Annotated in this window: 6 protein-coding genes; 5 read left to right on the plus strand and 1 reads right to left on the minus strand. The window is 61.2% G+C overall.

The genetic code is table 11. The annotated features are described in order from the left end of the window. The first annotated feature begins 106 nt into the window (after nt 1-106). On the plus strand, nt 107-3,418 hold the full coding sequence (gene treS, locus AB688_RS11705; protein ID WP_063544205.1) for a maltose alpha-D-glucosyltransferase: 3,312 nt from the start codon (nt 107-109) through the stop codon (nt 3,416-3,418). Nucleotides 3,419-3,599: 181 nt separating this feature from the next. Next, nucleotides 3,600-5,810: a 1,4-alpha-glucan branching protein GlgB gene (glgB, locus tag AB688_RS11710; protein WP_063544207.1), complete on the plus strand. Its 2,211-nt coding sequence runs from the start codon at nt 3,600-3,602 to the stop codon at nt 5,808-5,810. A gap of 45 nt (nt 5,811-5,855) precedes the next feature. Here the strand turns inward: glgB and AB688_RS11715 are convergent, their stop codons facing one another. After that, a complete protein-coding gene (locus AB688_RS11715; protein WP_063544209.1) occupies nt 5,856-6,932 on the minus strand; it encodes an autotransporter outer membrane beta-barrel domain-containing protein in 1,077 nt (358 codons plus the stop codon). Nucleotides 6,933-7,421: 489 nt separating this feature from the next. Here AB688_RS11715 and AB688_RS11720 point away from each other — a divergent pair, with 489 nt between their 5' ends. The 3 genes from AB688_RS11720 to AB688_RS11730 are packed head-to-tail and all read left to right on the plus strand — an operon-like array spanning nt 7,422 to nt 20,274. After that, entirely contained in the window at nt 7,422-12,053 is a 4,632-nt protein-coding gene (locus AB688_RS11720; RefSeq protein WP_063544211.1) for an Ig-like domain-containing protein, read from the plus strand. 42 nt (nt 12,054-12,095) lie between these two features. Then, entirely contained in the window at nt 12,096-16,682 is a 4,587-nt protein-coding gene (locus AB688_RS11725) for a neuraminidase-like domain-containing protein (RefSeq protein ID WP_063544213.1), read from the plus strand. Then, nucleotides 16,672-20,274 carry a hypothetical protein gene (locus AB688_RS11730; RefSeq protein WP_063544215.1) on the plus strand — a complete coding sequence of 1,201 codons (3,603 nt, stop codon included), beginning with the start codon at nt 16,672-16,674 and terminating at the stop codon, nt 20,272-20,274. Before AB688_RS11725 ends, AB688_RS11730 begins: the two co-directional genes overlap by 11 nt. The last annotated feature ends 159 nt before the right edge of the window (nt 20,275-20,433 follow it).

The raw sequence follows: 20,433 nt of genomic DNA on the forward strand, positions 1-20,433 counted from the left end.
TTTGCCGGGGTGGGCTTTTGCGGGCGTGACCCGACAAGCCTGCCGCCACTCACAAGGCCGCTCCTGCACAGGGGCGTGCCGAACCCAGAATTGAAAGGAGTCGCACATGGCCAAGCGTTCCCGCCCGGCAGCCTTCATCGACGACCCGCTGTGGTACAAGGATGCGGTGATCTACCAGTTGCACATCAAGTCGTTTTTCGATTCCAACAACGACGGTATCGGGGATTTCGCCGGCCTGATCAGCAAGCTCGACTATATCGCCGAGCTGGGTGTCAACACGCTCTGGCTGCTGCCGTTCTACCCCTCGCCGCGCCGTGACGACGGCTATGACATCGGCGAATACAAGGCTGTGCACCCTGACTATGGCAGCATGGCCGACGCCCGGCGCTTCATCGCCGAGGCGCACAAGCGCGGGCTGCGGGTGATCACCGAGCTGGTCATCAACCACACCTCCGACCAGCACCCCTGGTTCCAGCGTGCCCGCCACGCCAAGCGCGGCAGCAAGGCCCGGGACTTCTACGTGTGGTCGGACGACGACCAGAAGTACGACGGCACGCGGATAATCTTCCTCGACACCGAGAAGTCCAACTGGACTTGGGACCCGGTCGCCGGCCAGTACTTCTGGCATCGCTTCTACTCGCACCAGCCGGACCTGAACTTCGACAACCCGCAGGTGATGAAGGCGGTGATCGGGGTCATGCGCTTCTGGCTCGACATGGGTGTCGACGGTCTGCGTCTGGACGCGATTCCGTACCTGATCGAACGCGACGGCACCAATAACGAGAACCTGCCCGAGACTCATGACGTGCTCAAGGCGATCCGCGCCGAGATCGACGCCAACTACCCTGATCGCATGCTCCTGGCCGAGGCCAATCAGTGGCCGGAAGACACCCGCCCGTACTTCGGCGAAGGCGATGGCGACGAATGCCACATGGCTTTCCATTTCCCGTTGATGCCGCGCATGTACATGGCCCTGGCCATGGAGGACCGCTTTCCGATCACCGACATCCTGCGCCAGACCCCGGAGATTCCCGCCAACTGCCAGTGGGCGATCTTCCTGCGCAACCACGATGAGCTCACCCTGGAGATGGTCACCGACCGCGAGCGCGACTATCTGTGGAACTACTATGCCGAGGACCGCCGCGCGCGCATCAACCTGGGTATCCGCCGGCGCCTGGCGCCGCTGTTGCAGCGCGACCGCAGGCGCATCGAACTGCTGACCAGCCTCCTGCTGTCGATGCCCGGCACTCCGACGCTGTACTACGGCGACGAGCTGGGCATGGGCGACAACATCTACCTCGGTGACCGTGATGGGGTGCGCACACCCATGCAATGGTCGCCAGACCGCAACGGCGGCTTCTCCAAGGCCGATCCGCAGCGCCTGGTGCTGCCGCCAATCATGGACCCGCTGTATGGCTACCAGACCGTCAACGTCGAAGCCCAGAGCCACGACCCGCATTCGCTACTCAACTGGAACCGGCGCCTGCTCGCGGTGCGCAAGCAGCAGAAGGCCTTCGGTCGCGGCACCTTGAAGATGCTGACCCCGAGCAACCGGCGCATCCTCGCCTACGTGCGCGAGTACACCGATGCCGACGGCAACAGCGAGACCATCCTGTGCGTGGCCAACGTCTCGCGCGCGGCGCAGGCCGCCGAACTGGACCTCTCGCAATATGCCGAGCGGGTGCCGGTGGAAATGCTCGGAGGCAGCGCATTCCCGCCCATCGGCCAGTTGCCGTTCCTGCTGACCCTGCCACCGTATGCCTTCTACTGGTTCCTGCTGGCCTCCCACGACCGCATGCCCAGCTGGCACATCCAGCCTGCCGAAGGCTTGCCGGAACTGACCACGTTGGTGCTGCGCAAGCGTCTGGAGGAGTTGCTCGAAGCCCCGTCGGCAGACACCTTGCAGGCGTCGATCCTGCCGCAGTACCTGCCCAAGCGGCGCTGGTTCGCCGGCAAGGAAGGGCCGATCGACGCGGTGCGCATTCGCTATGGCGTGCGTTTCGGCACGCCGTCCACCCCGGTGTTGCTCAGCGAGCTTGAGGTGCTCAGTGACGGTGTGACCAGCCATTACCAACTGCCGTTCGGGCTGCTGCCTGAAGAGCAGATCCACAGCGCCTTGCCCCAGCAGCTGGCGTTGTCGCGGGTGCGCCGAGGTCGACAGGTCGGGCTGATCACCGATGCCTTCGTGCAGGAGTCGTTCGTGCGGGCCGTGTTGCGCGCCTGTCAGGATGACACCCGCCTGCCCTCGAGCGCCGGCGAGCTGCGCTTCGAGTGTACCGAGCAGCTCGCTGGCCTGGCGCTGGGTGAGGACAGTGAGGTGCGCTACCTCAGTGCCGAGCAGTCCAACAGTTCGGTGGTGATCGGTGAGCGCGTGGTGCTCAAACTGATCCGACGGGTCAATTCCGGCATTCACCCGGAGCTGGAAATGAGCGCCTACCTCACCGCGGCCGGCTTTGCCAATATCTCGCCGCTGCTGGCCTGGGTCAGTCGTGTGGATGAGCAGGCGCAATCCCACCTGCTGATGATTGCCCAGGGTTACCTGAGTAACCAGGGCGATGCCTGGTCATGGACCCAGAACACCCTGGAGCGAGCGATCCGCGACGAGATGGAGCCCACGCAGGGCAGTGCCGAGGCGCACACCGATGCCTTGTCGGAACTCTCGGGTTTCGCCACCTTGTTGGGGCAGCGACTGGGAGAGATGCACCTTTTGCTGGCCGCGCCTACCGCCGATCAAGCCTTTGCACCGCGCCCCAGCGACACCCAGGACAGTGAGCGCTGGGGCCTGCAGATCAATGCCGAGCTCAGCCGCGCCCTCGAGCTGCTGGCCCAGCATCGTGAGCAACTGGACAGCGAAAGCCAGGCGTTGGTCGATGACCTGCAACAGCAACGCGAGGGCCTTGCCCAGCACATCGAGATGCTCGCACGCCAGGCCCAGGGCGGCCTGCTGATGCGCGTGCATGGCGACCTGCATCTGGGTCAGGTACTGGTGGTGCAAGGCGATGCCTACCTGATCGATTTCGAAGGCGAGCCAGCACGGCCGTTGGACGAGCGCCGGGCCAAGCACAGCCCGTACAAGGATGTCAGCGGCGTGCTGCGCTCGTTCGACTATGCTGCAGCGATGATCTTGCGCAGCGCCTCGGCGGTAGACCTCTCCGACGCTGCGCGCCAGGCTCGTCAACGGGTTGCCCGGCAGTACCTGCATCAGTCGCGTCATGCCTTCGTCGAAGCCTACGGCCTGGCCACCGCCGCCATTGCCCATGCCTGGCAGCACGCCGAGGGCGAGCGTGCGGCGCTGGAGCTGTTCTGCCTGGAGAAGGCGGCCTACGAAATCACTTATGAAGCCGATAACCGACCCGGCTGGCTGGCCGTGCCTTTGCATGGTCTGCATGGGTTGATCAGTACTTGGGGCGAAGCATGAACCCTGTAGGGAAGGCAGTGTTGCCTGGCACCGGCTGCGCCGGTGATCGCGGGACGAGCCCGCTCCAACAGGTACTGTTGTGCAGGGGTGGGAGCGGGCTCGTCCCGCGATCATGGGCGCAGCCCGTGCCCGGCACTGCGTTACTTTGAAAAATATATGGAATATGGAAAGGGGCAGTGAGATGAATGCATCAATGCGTAGCAACGGCGGCCTTCGCCAACGCGATCTCGACGCCCTGGCCAGCGCCGCACACGCAGATCCGTTCGCGGTGCTTGGCCCGCACGTCGACGGGGCGGGCGACGAAGTCATCCGCGCCTTCCTGCCAGGCGCCTTGAACGCCCGGGTGTTGGCGCGTCACGACGGGCGCATTCTCGCCGAGATGGAGCAGGGCAGCCTGCCGGGCCTGTTCAGCGCGTACCTGGACGAGCGCCAGCCCTACCTGCTGCAGATCGGCTGGGCCGGAGGCGAGCAGGTCACCGAGGATCCCTACAGCTTCGGTCCGCAGCTTGGCGACATGGACCTGTACCTGTTCGCCGAGGGCAATCATCGTGACCTGTCCGGGCGCTTCGGTGCCCAGCCCATCCAGGTCGACGGCATCGACGGCGTGTGCTTCTCGGTCTGGGCGCCCAACGCCCGGCGCGTCTCGGTAGTGGGCGACTTCAACAACTGGGACGGCCGTCGCCATCCCATGCGCCTGCGCCACGATGCCGGGGTGTGGGAGCTGTTCATCCCGCGCCTGGCCGTGGGCGAAACCTACAAGTTCGAAGTGCTGGGGGCGCACGGCGTACTGCCGCTGAAGGCCGACCCGCTGGCCCGCGCCACCGAACTGCCGCCCAGCACGGCCTCGAAGGTCGCAGGTGCGCTCAGCCACGACTGGCGCGACCAGCAGTGGATGGAGCAACGTGCCCAACGCCATGCTTATAGCGCACCGTTGTCCATTTACGAACTGCACGCTGGCTCCTGGCGCTGCGAGCTGGACGAAGCCGGTGAGGTCGCGCGCTTCTACAACTGGCGCGAGCTGGCCGAGCGCCTGGTGCCCTATGTGCAAGAACTGGGTTTCACCCATATCGAGCTGCTGCCGATCATGGAGCATCCCTTCGGTGGCTCCTGGGGCTACCAGCCGCTGTCGCTGTTCGCACCCACCTCCCGCTACGGCAGTGCGGAAGATTTTGCTGCCTTCATCGATGCCTGCCACCAGGGCGGCATCGGCGTGATCCTCGACTGGGTGCCAGCGCATTTCCCCACCGACGAGCACGGCCTGGCGCGCTTCGACGGCACCGCACTGTACGAGTACGACAACCCGCTCGAAGGGTTTCACCAGGACTGGAACACGCTGATCTACAACCTCGGGCGCAACGAGGTGCGAGGCTTCATGCTCGCCTCGGCGTTGCACTGGCTCAAGCACTTCCACATCGACGGCCTGCGCGTCGATGCCGTGGCCTCGATGCTGTACCGCGACTACTCGCGCAAGGCCGGCGAGTGGGTGCCCAATCGCTATGGGGGGCGTGAGAACCTCGAGGCGATCGACTTCATTCGTCAGCTCAACGACATCGCGCTGCACGAGGCGCCCGGTGCGCTGATCATTGCCGAAGAGTCCACTGCCTGGCCAGGTGTCAGCCAACCCACGCAGCAGGGCGGCCTGGGCTTCGCCTACAAGTGGAACATGGGCTGGATGCACGACACCTTGCACTACATCCAGAACGATCCCGTGCACCGCGCCCATCACCACAACGAGATGAGCTTCGGCCTGATCTACGCCTACTCCGAGCATTTCATCCTGCCCATCTCCCACGATGAAGTGGTACATGGCAAGCATTCGCTGATCGACAAGATGCCCGGCGATCGCTGGCAGAAATTCGCCAACCTGCGCGCCTACCTGACGTTCATGTGGATGCACCCGGGCAAGAAACTGCTGTTCATGGGCTGCGAGTTCGGCCAGTGGCGCGAGTGGAACCACGACCAGCAACTGGATTGGTACCTGTTGCAGTATTCCGAGCACCAGGGCGTGCAGAAGCTGGTGGGCGATCTGAACCGGCTCTACCGTGAGCTGCCGGCCCTGCACGAGCAGGATTGCCAGCCCCAGGGCTTCCAGTGGCTGATCGGCGACGACGCTGCCAACAGCGTATACGCCTGGCTGCGCTGGAGCAGTGCCGGCGAGCCGCTGCTGGTGGTGGCCAACTTCACCCCGGTGCCGCGTGAGGGCTATCGCATCGGTGTGCCGTTCGGCGAGCGCTGGGTCGAGTTGCTCAACAGCGACGCAGAGCTGTATGCCGGGAGCAATGTCGGCAATCTCGGGGCGGTGGCCGGCGAGGCGGTGGCAAGCCATGGGCAGCCGCTGTCGCTGGCGTTGAACCTGCCGCCTTTAGGGGTTCTGGTCATGAAGCCCGCCTGATGTCGCGGCGCATCCTCCTGGAGGGGGATGCGCCGTACTGGTTGATCACCAGCGCATCCGTACCCCAAGGCTTCCGATCAGCCCATTGAGGTCATTGTCATCCACATCACTGCTGTAGTCGGCACTGACGAACAGCGCCACCGTCGGCGTGACCCGCGCCACCAAGCCCAGGCCCAGTTCCACGGTCGCTGCACTGCGCGAGCTGGAGATCTTGTCGACCTGATCCAGTTTCACCGCGTCGCTGTCGTTGAAGTCGTACCAGACGTTGGTCCGCACGTAGGGTTCGATCGGCATGCCGCGCACTTCGTAGCGCCCCGACAGTTTCGCCCCCACCCGGCCACTCCAGCTCGGCTGGCTGTCGAATGCTTGCAGGGTCTCGGCCTGTGCCTGGTTACCGGGGAAGAACTGCTGGTTGATCAACTGCGCCTGCGGCTCGATCACCCAGTGGTTGCCCAGGCCGATGGGGAAACCACCCTCGACCGAGAAGGTCATCGCATGGCCGCTGTCGTCCAGGCGCTGGCCGCTCTGGCTGCGGCCGTTGACGTCGATGCGCGTGCCCATGGCCACCGCATCCACATGCCAGCCCTGGTCGTGAGTCATGCTCCAGTAAACGCCCAGGCTCTCGCCGCTGAGGTTGACGGCGTTGCGCTGCTTGTCACCGAGCAGCGGACGCATGCCGTTGAAGCTGCTCTGCAGAGTGTTGTGGCCGACGAACACCCCGGCGCGGTGCACGTTACCGCTGGCGGTCTCGCGTACGAACAGGTCCGGGCCGATCATCAATTGCTGGCTGGGCGCCTCCAGTCGGGCCGGTGGCGCGGAGGCCGGTCGCGCAGCGCCGGGGAAGAATTGCGCCCATTGGCTGGCGACCAGATCCATCGGCACGTTCCCGTGGCGCGCGCTCATGCGCTCGGAGAACGCCTGCAGCGTGCCCATCCCCAGACCACTGGCGCTCACCGGATTGAGCGACAGCAGCGGTACCGCCGGTGGCTGCATCAGGTTGGCGAAAGGGGTGTCTTCGTCAAGACCAAGCGCAAAGGTTTCCACCGGGGTTGCCAGAAGCAGCGATGTGGAAACCGCGCAGAACAGCCGGTCGAAACGCAAAGGGTTCGATGCTCGTTTCATGGCGGATCTCCTGTTTCTTGTGGGTAACAGCCAAGGCCTGGCCTGTTGTCACGAGCTGTACGACACGAAACAGGGGGCGACACAAACCAGCACGCGGAAGTCTGCTGGCGCGCGTAAAGACGCGGGCCAGAGAGCTCGGCGCGAAGTTTTCGCAGTGGGCGTTATGTTCAGCTAAGGAGAGCGGAGGCATTGCGTCAAGAAAATGTTGGCGGGATGAGAAAATTGTGTTGTGACAGATAACTTGCTGAATGAAAACGTGATTATTGTTCGTTTAGCAATGTGGGTTCTTTGCCTGGGTTTGGTTATGCCGAAACATTGCTAGCCGAGTTTTTGCTGTATCGGCGGTTCTTTTCCCGGCTGGCTACCTGTTATTTCTGTCAGTTTCGTGCGGGCGTATTTGTATCTAGCATCCAGTGACATCCACGAAAGGGCCAACGTATACACAGGCCTGCTTCGTTCGCTCACGCTAAGCACCGCCCGGGGGACGCCATGGCTAAACGCCAGAGCCGCAAACAAGTTGGTCTGCTTGAGAGACTGCTGGACACCGAGCCGGGAATCAAAGTCAAAATCGCCCCAGCGACCCTGGAACAAGACTCGATCATCGACCTGCAGTGCAAGACGACCGATGCGCTGATGGCGCATTATCCGGGCTTGCACAGCGACGAAGCCCGGCGACTCAAGGGGCGTCTGAATGTTGCAGCAGCGGCGATGATGCGTGCTTTCCGGGAAAAGCGCCTGAGTGCCTCGGCGCGCCGCCCCTCGGATGAGCTGAGAGGCCCTCTGGACTTGTCCAGAGGCCCCACCTTCGAAAATCAGTTCTTGCCCAGTTGGGGCAATAACGCACATCCGCAAGCCGTGGATGCCACCACCTCGCCAGTGGCCTACCTCATCGATCTACTGACGTTCATTCAGGAGCACGTCGAGGCCCAGGGCGATGCCGATATGATCCTGACGCTGAAAACTCGGCGCCCTGATCTGTTCGAGCGCCTGATCGATGAGGCGTTCATGAACCGTGAACTGCCGCAGGTCGAGGTGATCGTCCATGTCCTGGAACAGCTGATCGAAGAGCATCGCCAGCAAGCGGACGGTGACCGCACAGCGACTGAAGACAAGCTGCTCAAGGTTCGCTATCCCATCAAACAGTTCCCCTATGAAGCGTATTGGGAGCAGATCCACACGGTGCTGTCGCATAACTCGCTGCTGATGGGCGATGTGGCACGCCTGTCGGATATCGACAGTCCTTACTTCATCCAGGCCGGTGCGCATTCACCCTGGTCCGATGCCGCGCTGCAGCAGGAAGCTACGCTTGGCCCGGTGCTGCGTGCCCTGCTGATCGAGGTTCCCTACTTCGGCACCGCGGCGTCGCAGGGCGGCAATGCGCAGAGTCCTGGGCCGAAGACACAGGCCGATGAGCCCGGAGAGCGGTACAAGGCGTTCTACGAGGACAACTTCGGAGTGCCGAATGCCATGCACCTGCATAAGGTGGTGAGCTTCTGTCAGGTGCTGCAGATCAGTCAGGACGAGATGGAGTCGCTGTTCGGTCTGGCGGCCTATGCCCCCACGCGTTCGGACAACGTGACCCGCAATGTGCTGGCCGAGGAGGTATCGCCGGCCCTGTTCGTCGCGCGCTTCATCAACAGCGGCGGGGCCGCGCCGGTGGGGGTTGTCAGCGATGCGCAGGACCCACAGCGGCACACCTTCGAAAATTTGTCCGACATGCGTTTTGACCGCATCCAACGCCTGGTGCGCGTGGCTACCGCGTTGAAGCTGACCTATGCCCAGGCCGACCAGGTGGTGTGTGCGGCAATCGATGCGGAAAAGCGCGCTGTCGCCGAAGTCAGGCGCATCAAGTCCGATGACTCGCCGCTATGGATGACGGTCAACACCCATCGGGCCTTGGGTGTGTTCCAGTTCTTGCGAGAGCGCTTTGCCTGCAGCGCTGAAGACTTTTCCGTTCTGCTCTCGGATATGGCCGTTCACGGCATTGGCGCGACTGCGAGCCATTTCGACCGAGTATTCAACAGCGACCCTACTTCGCGTCTGGTGCTCGACGGCAGCGACTTCAGCCTCTCGGGAGACGATGTCGCGAGCAAACGTACCGTCGACCAGTTATGCCGCGGGCTGGGCATCAACGTGCAGACGTTCCGTTACCTGTCGCGTCTGGTGATGCAGGGGCAAGGGGGCGACAAATTGCAGCGCTCTGTGCGCGTGGTCAGTGCCTTCTATCGTGTGACGATGCTGGCCCGTCTGCTTTCGATCACCACCATCGAGCTGCTGGCACTGTTGGAAACCCTGAGCCCCGAGGGGCTTTATGCCTTGCAACTGGGGGGAGCATCGCAGAATGCCATGTACCGCAGCTTTGCCCAGACCGACACCCTTAGCGTCATCCATGCCATCAGCCACTGCGTGCTCTGGTGTCAGGAGCAGGACCTGCCGATCAGCTGGCTGGTGCAGCAGTTGCTGCCGGTCGAGACGCCCGATGTGGTGCCCCAGGAAATCTCTGCACTGTTCGGTGAACTCAAGACTCAGTTGCTACCTTTCCAGGCCTTCGAGCAGGCGTTGCTGGATGCCGGTGTTCTGACCCTGCCCGCAGGTGAGTGGCTCAAAGCCTTGGGGCAGGTCGTCGATGAGAACGGCCTGTTGGCGGACACTGGCGACCCTGAACAGGACTTCGACCCTGAGCAGTACGAGCAATTTGCCGAGCGGGAAATCAAGACGGCGGTCGATCAGTTGGCCAGCGCCGGCCAAAGCCCGTTGGTCGATATGGACAGCGCTGAAAAGGAGCGCCTGACCGGCATTATTCTCGGCGTGGTCCTGCGCATTCGTTCGCAGCAGTGGGGCGTCGTTCAGCAGAGTCTTTCACAGCTTCTGAGGGTCAATGCCGACATGGCGATCCCGATGGTCTACTGGGCCGAGGGCACAGTGCACCAACTGCTGGAGAGCGCGGTGGCCTTCGACCCGCAGCAATCCCAGTCCAATGCCATGAAGGCCATGCTGGGGCTGGTGCAGCGGATGCAGCGCTGCGCACAAATCGCGACACGTTTCGAGTTGACGCCCACGTTGTTCTCCAGCCTGCTGATACGCGCGCATCGCGCACGGTTCGGCATCGACGCCTTCGAGTTGTCCTTGCACACGCTCTACCATCTGGAACGCTACGCCCGTGGCTTGCGTCTGGCCAAGCAATCGGAAGCACAGCTGCTGGGCTATTTCTCGGCAATCGAGGAATTGAAGGATCTGAGCGCGAATGAACAGCGCCTGCTCAGGGACGCGGCGGCCCAGCGTATCGCGGCCTGGTTGGACTGGGGGATCCGTGAGGTGCTGGACGTGGCGGCCCGGGTCTCGCCGGATGGCATCATTCGCGATCTGGCTCAGTTGCGCATCGTGGTCGACACCAAGCTGCTGAGCGACACTACGGGGCTGAGTGCTGAATCACTGTTGAAACTCAGCAGGCTGACCGCCTATTCGGGCACGCAGGACTATCGCGATGCCGCACAAGAGATGCTCAGCAGCCTTGAGAGCGACAGCGCGGAGCGCGGGAACGAGGCAGAGCTGCGTCAGAGCCTGGCCTCGCGCTGCACCGTGAGTGAAACACGCCTGATCGCACGCGCGCCTGATCAGGAAACCACGGTGGCCTTGAAACTGCTCGATATGAACAACGAGCCGGTTTCAGATATTCGCATCACCTGGTCCACCGATCTCGGGATTTTGCAGTCCCATTCCAGCTACACCGACGAAGAGGGCGTGGCCAAAGTGCGACTGCAGGCAGGTACTGAGATGGGCAGTGCCCATGTGCAGGCCAGCTACCTGCTCGATGGCAAGGCGTTCGCGCCGCCGGTGGTGATCGACTGTGACGAAGAGACGGTGCGAGTGCTCAGAATCGAAGGGCGACCGGGTAACACGACGCCTCTGGAACTCGCAGGCGGACAAGGCATTTATCGCTTGGCTGCCCTGCTCGTAGACCGTTATGACAATGATGGGGTGGATCGTCTGGTCAATTGGTCTACCACCATCGGCTACTTTGTGGACAACACAGGTGAAACCCTGACTGATCACACTGGCTACAGCCGGATTGCGCTGAGAAGCCGGGAGCCAGGCTCGGGCGTGATCCGTGCCTGGTACGCCGGCAAGCCCGATGACGTCACAGTGGTGCAGGTTGGCTTCGCCGACAGGCCCTACGTCAATTCGCTCGTACTGCAATCTGCGTTGGTGGTGGACGAGCCGATCACGGTTCAGGCCAGAGTCCTGGGGCTCGATGGTGAGCCGGTCGCTGGTCAGGCGATGTCCTGGTCGTGTGAAGGGGGCGAACTGGTCAGTGCCGACCAAACCTCTGATGCAGCCGGGCTGGGTACAGCCGTACTGCAGGTCGGTACGGCTGGGCGGGTGAAGGTGACCGTGACCCTCAGTACCGCCGGCGAAACCGCAGAGGCCTATCACAGCAAGGATCTCGAGTTCGACGTGCTTGCCGATGCGACGATACGGCAGCACAGGAAGATCGGGAGCTGGCCGTTGGCCGATGGCATCAGCACGGTGGAGTATGAAATTCATATCGCCACCACCGATGGCATCCCCGTGGCGCGCTACCCCATCACCTGGAGCGTCAGTGAAGGTGGCACTCGTGTGGCCGAGCCCGCTGTCAGTTTGACAGGCAGCGATGGTGTTGCCCGCTTCGATCTCAAAAGCACCACGACTGGCCAGCGTACTGTAACCGCAAGCTGGGGCAAGGAGCAGTCCCATGCCTTCGATCAGGTGACCTTCCTCGAGCCCCTCGGGTTGATGATCGAATTCGACGGCAAACCGTTGGAGGGGGAGATCGTCATTACGCCGCCTTCCGAAGGGGAAACGACGCACACCTTGACCTATCGCGTAACTGCCGGCCATTCGCTGATCGGCCAGCCGATGTCTCTTCACGTCAGTGGTCGCAACTCGGCAGCTTCGTTGGGCTTGGTGATCTCGCCTGCGCCAGGTGCCGACAACGAACTGGGCAACGACGGCGTGACCTGGACCATCACCAGTCGGCCCGTGGCCCTGAAGACGGATGTAGGGCTGAAGTTCGGGTTCTCCTATGACACCGCTTATCCGTCGAACCTGACCGATGTCGTGATCAAGGGAATACGGAAATGACTGCAGCGCCATCGACTTTCGAGCTTTTGCAGCGAGGCCCACATGAAGACTGAATTGAGCCACCGACTCGCGGAACAATGGCGCGACGCGCTGAGTGCGTATGCCATTCACCACGTACTGCCGGACAAGCTGCAAGCCGGTAGCCTGGGCATGATGACGGCCGATCACCTGGACCGTTACCTGATGACCGACACCCAGGTCAGCGCCGAGGTCACCACGTCCGCGTTGGCCGAGGCAATCGCGTGTGTCCAGACCTACGTCAATGCGATCCTCAACAATATCGAACAGGGCTACGGCAAGGATTTCGCCCCCGAGTTGACCCTTTTCTGGCAGCAGGCCATGTCGACCTACTCGTTATGGGCGGCCTACCAGATGATGGAAGACTACCCGGAAAACTATATCCGTGCTGACTTGCGCCTGGATAAGACGGAGCTGTTCAAGAACCTGGAGAACGACCTGGCGCAGGGTCGGATCGATGATGCGGGTGTTCAGAAGGCGCTGCTGAACTACCTGAAACGTTATGAGTTCCTGAACAACATCCGGGTCCAGGCCGGCTACATCGACTATCGCGATGGGCACCGCGATGAGGGGCGGTTCCCGGGGTATGCCTACGCCAACGCTGATTACTACTTGCTGGGCAAGGACAATGCGACGCCTTGCGCCTATTACTGGCGCAAGGTCAAGGTCCGTCTGGACGAGGCCTCCACGTATATCCAGCCCGATGCGTGGACGGAATGGAAACCGGTGAACATTCCGCCGGGCACGACAGTGTTGCAGATGTGCCCGGTGTTGTTCGGTGGTCGGTTGCATGTGGTCTGGTGGTACTTCACCGCACCGACAAAGGTCCTCGGTGAAAAGGGTGAGGCAACCGACAAGCGTTCGTATGCACTGACCCTGGATATCATTCATCTTGGTCTCGATAACCAGTGGACTACACCGGAGCAACTGTGGCAGTACGACGTCGAAGTTACCGGTCCTGAGACCCCGTCGCAGATACTGTCTGAGGTGGAGCAATTCAGAGTGATGGCGGTTGCGGCGGGGCGCGTGAACGGCGATGACGATCAACTGTTCGTTTCTGTTCACCAGACCTCGAACGATGAAGCCTGGGCGGAGAAGTTCGTCCTTCAACGGGATGTCTTGAAACGTCGGACCGAGCGCGCTATCGACGCTGATGCCAGCGAAGCCCTGTCTCGGCGATTCACAGGCAGCGCGGGCCGCTTGCCCTTTTCGCAGCGGATTGCAGCGGTTGATGCTGAGGTGAAAAGCATCAAGGGGAGTGGCAATCCTTACATTGCACTCGATGCTGAGTTCGAGCAGGGCCTGTCGGGGCGTTCGCTACGCGTACGTGCGCGCTCCAGCGAGTTGCGCACGGTGACTCAGGTCGTGATCTTGTCGATTGACCGCTTTGCTTTTGTCTACAACGGCGTTCTCGTGCATTTCCAACTACACGCCTATGAATCACAAGGTAAAACTCATCTTTCTTACACTGTCGTTACGGTTGGGGCTCCGAACTTCGAGTCCGTTACACTCCAGCATCATGGAAAAACCGTGGCTGCATTGAAACGGTCCGACTTTTCCAGCAGCTTTTTCGCCACCCTTTTCAATGCTGAGGTACCGGTCGATTTGCCGGAGTTTTCGCGTCCATTTACCAAGGAGTACATCCGCGAAGGCATGGGTTTCACGGTCATTGTCGACGACATGGCGGACGTGGCGCTGGAGGTGATGGACAACCGAGCCGTTCTTGTCAGCGAGAACGTCCGTTTGCCGGAAGTGAAACTCGTACATAAGCAAGGCGAAGAATCGACAACCTGTTGGTCGGGGCTCTGGGTTCTCAATAAGCATGCCGTCAGCCCCTGGAGCCGTCTGGAGAACGTTGCTGCGACGGGCTCGGCAACCTTCGAAGTTACCGCCGCGGGTGAAGCAACCGCCACCTTCACGGTGACCTGGGGCGCCATCTCGAGTCTGGCCGATACAACGATTCCGTATATTCACCAACAGTCCGACGGTAGCGACTTCCTCGTCTTCGATGCCATTGGTGGCAAGAACGCCCCCTTGGCCGTGCGGCTGAACTCCCAGCATGTTACCGATCTGATCAATCGCGCCGAAGCCTCGCCCGAGGCTGTGTTCGCCTGGGATGCGCAGCACCGGCAGGAGCCGGCATACCGCAAGGAGCTGGCCGGCACGGTGTATCAGGGTTGGCATCCCAGTGCGGCGGACCCGTTGCTGCACATGTTCGATGCCTATGGCAGCTACTTGCGTGAGCTGTTCTTCCATGTCCCTCACCTGATCGCATCACGTCTGCAGGAGGAGGAGCGCTTCGCTGATGCCCGGCGCTGGCTGGGGCTGATCTTCAACCCGTACCAGAAGCAGCCGCCCAGGGCGACCCCGGGCCCTGACTACTGGAACTGCGCCTGGTTGCTTCAGGACGACACCGAGGCGGCAGGGCTCGAACACGAATTGATCGAGCCTCATGTCATCGCGCTGCGCGCGCCGTCCCATTATCGCAAGGCGGTGTTCGTGCAGTACGTGAACATGCTGATCGGCGAAGCCGACCAGCACTATCGCTACCAGACCCGTGACGGCCTGGCGCACGCCTGGCTGTTGTACCGCATGGCCGCGGACCTCATGGGAGAGGTGCCGGATGCGCGGGCGATCAATACCTGGCAACCCAAAACGGTCCGCGACGTGCTCGCTGTCGGGCCGGCCGACATGCCGTTGGCCGCTAGTGGCCAGGACATCGTCCCCGCCAATCTGCCCAAGCAGCTGTCCACCTTCTTCTGGGCTGGGGTGGCGGCACATCCGGCTTTCCGTTTGCCCGTCAATCAGCAGTTGCTGGACATCTGGCGATTGCTGGCGGAGCGCTTCTACAACTTGCGGCACTTCCTGACCCTCGATGGACGCCCCATGGTGCTGCCACTGTATGCACCACCTGCGAACCCGTTCGATTTGCTGATGGCACGCATGGGGGGCGGTACCAACCTGTCGCACCTGATGGGCCAGCGCACGGTGGTGCCGCCGTATCGTTTCCGTACCCTGATCGCCAAGGCTCATGAGGTGGTGGCGACTCTGACCCAGTTCGCCGAGCAATTGCGTGTCTTCATGGAGCAGGAGGAGCGCACCGGGCTTGAAGCATTGCAATACCAACACGCCGCCGAGATCGCCGGATACACCATTGCCATCCAGGAACAGTTGCTCGAGCAGCAGCAACAGCAGGAAGGGGTATTGCTCAAGCAGGCGCTCTGTGCCGAGGCTCGGCAAGCCCACTACACCAAGCTGGTCGAAGAGGACATCTCTGCTCTGGAAATCGAGACAATGGTTGTCCATAACTCAGGCGGGTCAATCAATGCCTTTGGTACCAGCGCGATGAGCGCCTACTACGCGACACAGATGGCGCCCAAAATCTTCGGCATGGCGCAGGACACGGGAGATGTGACCGCCCCTATCATGAGCGGTGCTCAGCTTTCGTTCATGGCAGGGAGTGCGTTGCAGATCTCCGGTGACATCATGCGCGAGACGTCGGTCTACAAGCGTCGCCGACAGGATTGGGAGCTGCAGGCAACCTTGGCACGCAAGGACATCGATGTGATCGCCGAGCAGGGCAAGGCCCAGGCCTGCGCAACCCAGGCCGCGAGGAACTCGCTCGATCACAGCCGCAAGGTGTTGGAGCAGGCCCAGCAGATGTACGCCTTCTACCAGAGCAAATCGACCAACGTACCGCTCTATCGCTGGCTGCGTTCGCAGGTGACCGCCTGGCATGCGACGTTGTTCGATGTCGCGGTGGGCTTGTGCAACAGTGCCGAAGCCTGCTGGCAGTACGAGACGGGTAACTATGACAAACGCATCGTCCGTACCTCGGTCTGGCAGGCCGATCGGCATGGCCTCAATGCCGCAGGCGAACTGCGGCTGGACCTGCATCGCCTGGAGGCCGAAGCTTTGTTGCGCAACGAACGTCATCTGGAACTGCGCAAGACCGTGTCGCTGCGTGCACTGATCGAAGAGGGCCTGGTCTTCGACAAGAATGGGGCTGCGCTTGGTGACTGGCCGGCGCTGCTCGAGGCGCTGGCCGAGAACGGCGAACTGGATTTCAGCCTTGGCGAAACGCTGTTCAACCAGGATTACCCCGGGCATTACCTGCGGCGCCTGCACAGTGTGGCGCTGTCGCTGCCTGCCTTGCTGGGGCCTTACCAGAACATCCGCGCCACCCTGACCCAGACGCAGAGCCGGTTGTTGATCAAGGCCGATATCGAAGGGGTGAAGTACCTGTCGCCGCAACTGGACCAGGGTGAAGGGGATGGGCGCTACGTCATGCGAAGTTTGCGACCCAGCCAACAGGTCTGCCTGTCGTCAGCCACGCAGGACATCGGGTTGGTCACGCCCCCCGAGAGCGATGACCGTTACTTGCCGTTCGAAGGCACCGGCGCCGTCTCCGACTGGAACCTGAAGTTCCCGCGAGTTGCACGGCAAACCGAACTGCTCCAAGGGCTGAGCGATATCGTCATGGAGGTGCGCTACCACGCACGGTATGGCGGTGCACTGTTCGAGCAACAAGTCGAGGCGTTGTTGCCGGAAGACGCGGCCGGGAGTTTTGCACGTGTCGTCCAATGGGAGGGGAAGGATCATGCGCAATAGTGATGAGGTGCAGGGTATCCGGTCGATTTCGACGCGTGCGCAAAGCCTTACCAAAGGGCATGACTTTCTTCAGGATCCTTTCATCCAGAGGCCAATGGAAAGCGCTGGCCTCGAAGGTGTGTGGAGCTACGAAGAGAAAGACAGCTATGAGCTTCGTGAAAACGATGCCAGGGACGGCACGTACCTTTCGCTTTTCCAGAAGGGTCGGCTCTACCAGGACTTCAGTTTGCTCGAGGGGGTTGCACAGGGATATGCCTTGGGCTGCCAGTACAATGTCCTGTACTTCACCGACAGTTGCTGGCTCAGGGTCTACGCACTCTCGGGCGCTTCGCAAGGCCAGATTATTCATGAGCAAGCGCTCAAGAACCCGGAGACCACCGAGCAGGCCGACGAACAAGATCCCAGGCCCGAAGCCGAACCTACCTGGCATACGTTGACGCCCAAGCCCATCGATATACCTGCGGGTGTATCGAGAATTCGTGTGGCGTTCGAAACCCCCGCCGGCACGAGGGCGACGGAACTCAGCCTGCGCAACATCATTTCCGAAGTGCACCTGGCACCCTTCGAAGGGAAGGTGTTGCTGTCGCCTGGACCTGATCAGTCATCGCTGGCTCCGCAAACCCAGCCACCGTTCAAACTGTGCCATGGCGCCACGTACAGCCTGCAGGTCAGCGATGCCTGGCAGGGGCAGAAGCTGAGCGTGCTGTGGCCGGGGAATGCCGATACGCCACCCACGGCGTACGGGCTGACAACGAATCCGTCGCTGAATATCGACGACAGCGACGAGGAAAGCCGCTATCCGCAACCGGAGGCCGGCACCAGTACCTGGAGCTTGGATGCGAGTGCGGCCAAGGAGGTGTTATCCGGCGCGCTACCGCTGGGCCTGGGTAGTTACTGGCGGGCCGAAAAGCATGAGCTCCAGGCGCAGTTGGGGGATTTTCGCTATGAAGTGAGTGAGGTGGCCTGGGATGGCGTGGTGCCGGTGCTGGAGTGGGGTAGCCGTACCCGGTTGACCGCAACGCTGGGCAACCTTGTCGCATCAGCGCGAACGATCGTTGGTCAACATGTGGATTGGTACCTCGACGATGTGCTCTACAAGACTGTCTCAACGGATGAGCAGGGCAAGTCGACACTTGAATTCATCCCTGAGCAAAAGGAGGGTGTCGACTTCTACACCGCAGAGCTCAGTGCCCGGTGCACTGATGGCCTCGGCGCAGAAAGCGACAAGCTGCAAGCTATCCCTGTGTACTCCCGCTCACCGTGGTCGGCCCAGTTCGATGTGTTGTTCGACGACAGGCCAATCACTGATTTCGATGACGTCAACCTGGTGCTGGGGAGTGGCGGCGAGCATAGGTTGACCTTGAAGCCCAAATCTGCGGACAACTTTTTCATAGGCGAACAGGTCGCCTTGGGTTGGCCAGGCGGCACACCACAGCTGGACATCACCTTCAGCCCGAGCGAGCCGCAGGAAATGACGGCTGCTGGTGTCAGTTGGACCATCATGCCGGGTGTAGAGCGGGATCATTTCACGCTCGAAGTCATCACGCCGACGCTGACTTTGCCCCTGTCCCTCAAAGGCCTGCGTCTATCGCCCAACCTCGAGGACGAGATCGAGCTGACCCTTGCAGACGCTGTGCCGGCAAACCTGGCGCTGTTCTGGCGGGAGGAGGCGCAGACGCTGAAGATCAACCTGAAGCCCGGCAGCCCGCTGGCGAAGATGAAATCAGAAGCCTGGCTGACCTTCACCGACGGCAGCCTGAAACCGACCAGTGTCGTTGCCGCGCCCAATTACGGTGAGCGGCGGGCGATGTTGGAGGACGGGTTGAGCTGGACCCTGACCGGTGCGCAGGTGAGTGGCACCTTTGGCGTGCAGGTTCACATGCAAGGCTTTGACAAACCGTTGGTCGTCGACACTTGCTTGCTGATGTCCCGGGCTTTGGCGGACGAAGCCGAGCTGATCTATGACGATGAGCGTGGCACTGACGAATCGACCTGGATATTCCGGCGCATGGTGCCGTCCTACGTCGGGGTCAAGCCAAAAACCGGTAGCCCGTTGGCTGAAAGCGGTTTGAAGGCCAAGTTGACGTTTGTGGAAGATGACCTGGCGCCGGAGCAGATGGAGGCCTATCCGGACTACGAGGCCGAGCAGGGGTTCACGGGCGGTGAGCTGCAATGGGAGATGCTGGGCAAACAGGCAAGTGGTGTGTTCGGGTTGGCCCTTCATGTGGCGGGTTTCTCGAAGCCCCTGGTGACGGGCAATTGCTTGCTGCTGTCGCTGCGCATGGAGGATGAGTTCGACGTGGTGATAGATGGGGGGCCTCTGGTCGAGCCGCTGGTTATTCAATCCAGAGCAGAGCACACGTTGAGTATCGTGCCGAAAATGGGCAGTCCGCTAGAGCGAGAATTCCTGAGCGAAGCATGGATCGAGTACGTCGACGGAAGTTTGCCCCAGGCGCAGTTGATTACGGTTCCGACTTACAACGACAGACGACCGATATCCACTGCAGGCCTGGGCTGGAAGTTGACCGCCAGGGCTTCTGGCACATTCGGGTTGACCCTTCATACAGGCGCGTTTCCAGCACCACTGAAGGTGGCCTCGGGCTTTGCTTTGTCGCAAGACCTGAGTGATGAAGTGGAGGTGAAGGTAGGAGGGCGCGTTGTCGACGGTCTGTTGGTGTTTCGGCGTTCGGTGGGCAAGACCATTGTGCTCGTTCCGAAGCCTGGTAGCCCCCTGGCAGACCTGAAGCAACAGGCATGGATGACACTCTCCCCAGGCAGTGTGAAGGAAGGGGATGTATCGGCCTCTCCCAATTTTGGTGTGCGAAGAGTGATGTCTTCCGATGGGCTGGAGTGGGAGGTGACGGGAGCCGACCTCAGTGGACAATTCGCCTTGGTTTTTCATGTCGCCGGTTTTTCGACCGTTCGGACACTGCCGACATGTTTACTGTTATCCAGCAAATTGGCGGATGAAGCAGAGGTGACCCATACACCCCATTTCCCGCCTGATCCCGCGATATTCTACCGCGAGGAGTATCTGGTATTCACATTGAAGGCCAGGCCGGGAAGCCCGTTAGTCGCTGCCGGCCTCTTGACCTGGATGGAATTCAGTTCGCAGACGCTGGGACAGGACGACATGGAGTCAGTACCCATGTTCGGCGGAAAAGTAAGACTTCCACAGGCGGGGTTGCGTTGGAATACGCGAGGTCGCGAGGCCAGTGGCTACTTCAACTTGACAGTTCATGTCGACGGCTTCGATACGCCGATAACGCTCGTGCCGAATGTGATGCTGTCCAAGACCGGTGCTAACGAGTTACAGGTTAGATTGGTGGGCTACGGCCCGGATACACTACTTGAGGCGTTCCCCGTTAGGGGCAGTCCAATTGCCGATAAGGTTTATTTATTATCCTTGTCGAGTAACAAGCCAGATCCAGGGTTCGTGCCGGATCCACCCTTCAATAAACCTAGGGAGTTGAGAGGCTACTCAGGTCTGCTGTGGAACCTGGGCCCTTTTCCGAGGACAGCCTCGACACTGACAGTTGGAGGAAGCGACTTTCCGTGCCCGGTTTCCATTCCCTATGGCTTGTCGAGCTAACGGTGCGTTTGAAGAGGGCTTTGCAAAAAAAGCGGCTCTTGGCCTTTTGATAAATGACGAGCGTCGGAGCCGTGCATTTACCCTCGTTACGAGATGCTTTGTCTGCATTGCCAAACAGCTCGCCGTTTGATCAAGAGCGGTCGGGTGATCTGAAGTGAC

Origin of the sequence: Pseudomonas putida (genome assembly GCF_001636055.1) — a bacterium.
GTDB lineage: Bacteria > Pseudomonadota > Gammaproteobacteria > Pseudomonadales > Pseudomonadaceae > Aquipseudomonas > Aquipseudomonas machongensis.

Coding starts and splice junctions, on each gene's coding strand:
- AB688_RS11725 (WP_063544213.1), top strand. CDS start 12,096: ATGAAGACTGAATTGAGCCACCGACTCGCGGAACAATGGCGCGACGCG.
- AB688_RS11730 (WP_063544215.1), top strand. CDS start 16,672: ATGCGCAATAGTGATGAGGTGCAGGGTATCCGGTCGATTTCGACGCGT.
- AB688_RS11720 (WP_063544211.1), top strand. CDS start 7,422: ATGGCTAAACGCCAGAGCCGCAAACAAGTTGGTCTGCTTGAGAGACTG.
- treS (WP_063544205.1), top strand. CDS start 107: ATGGCCAAGCGTTCCCGCCCGGCAGCCTTCATCGACGACCCGCTGTGG.
- glgB (WP_063544207.1), top strand. CDS start 3,600: ATGAATGCATCAATGCGTAGCAACGGCGGCCTTCGCCAACGCGATCTC.
- AB688_RS11715 (WP_063544209.1), bottom strand. CDS start 6,932: ATGAAACGAGCATCGAACCCTTTGCGTTTCGACCGGCTGTTCTGCGCG.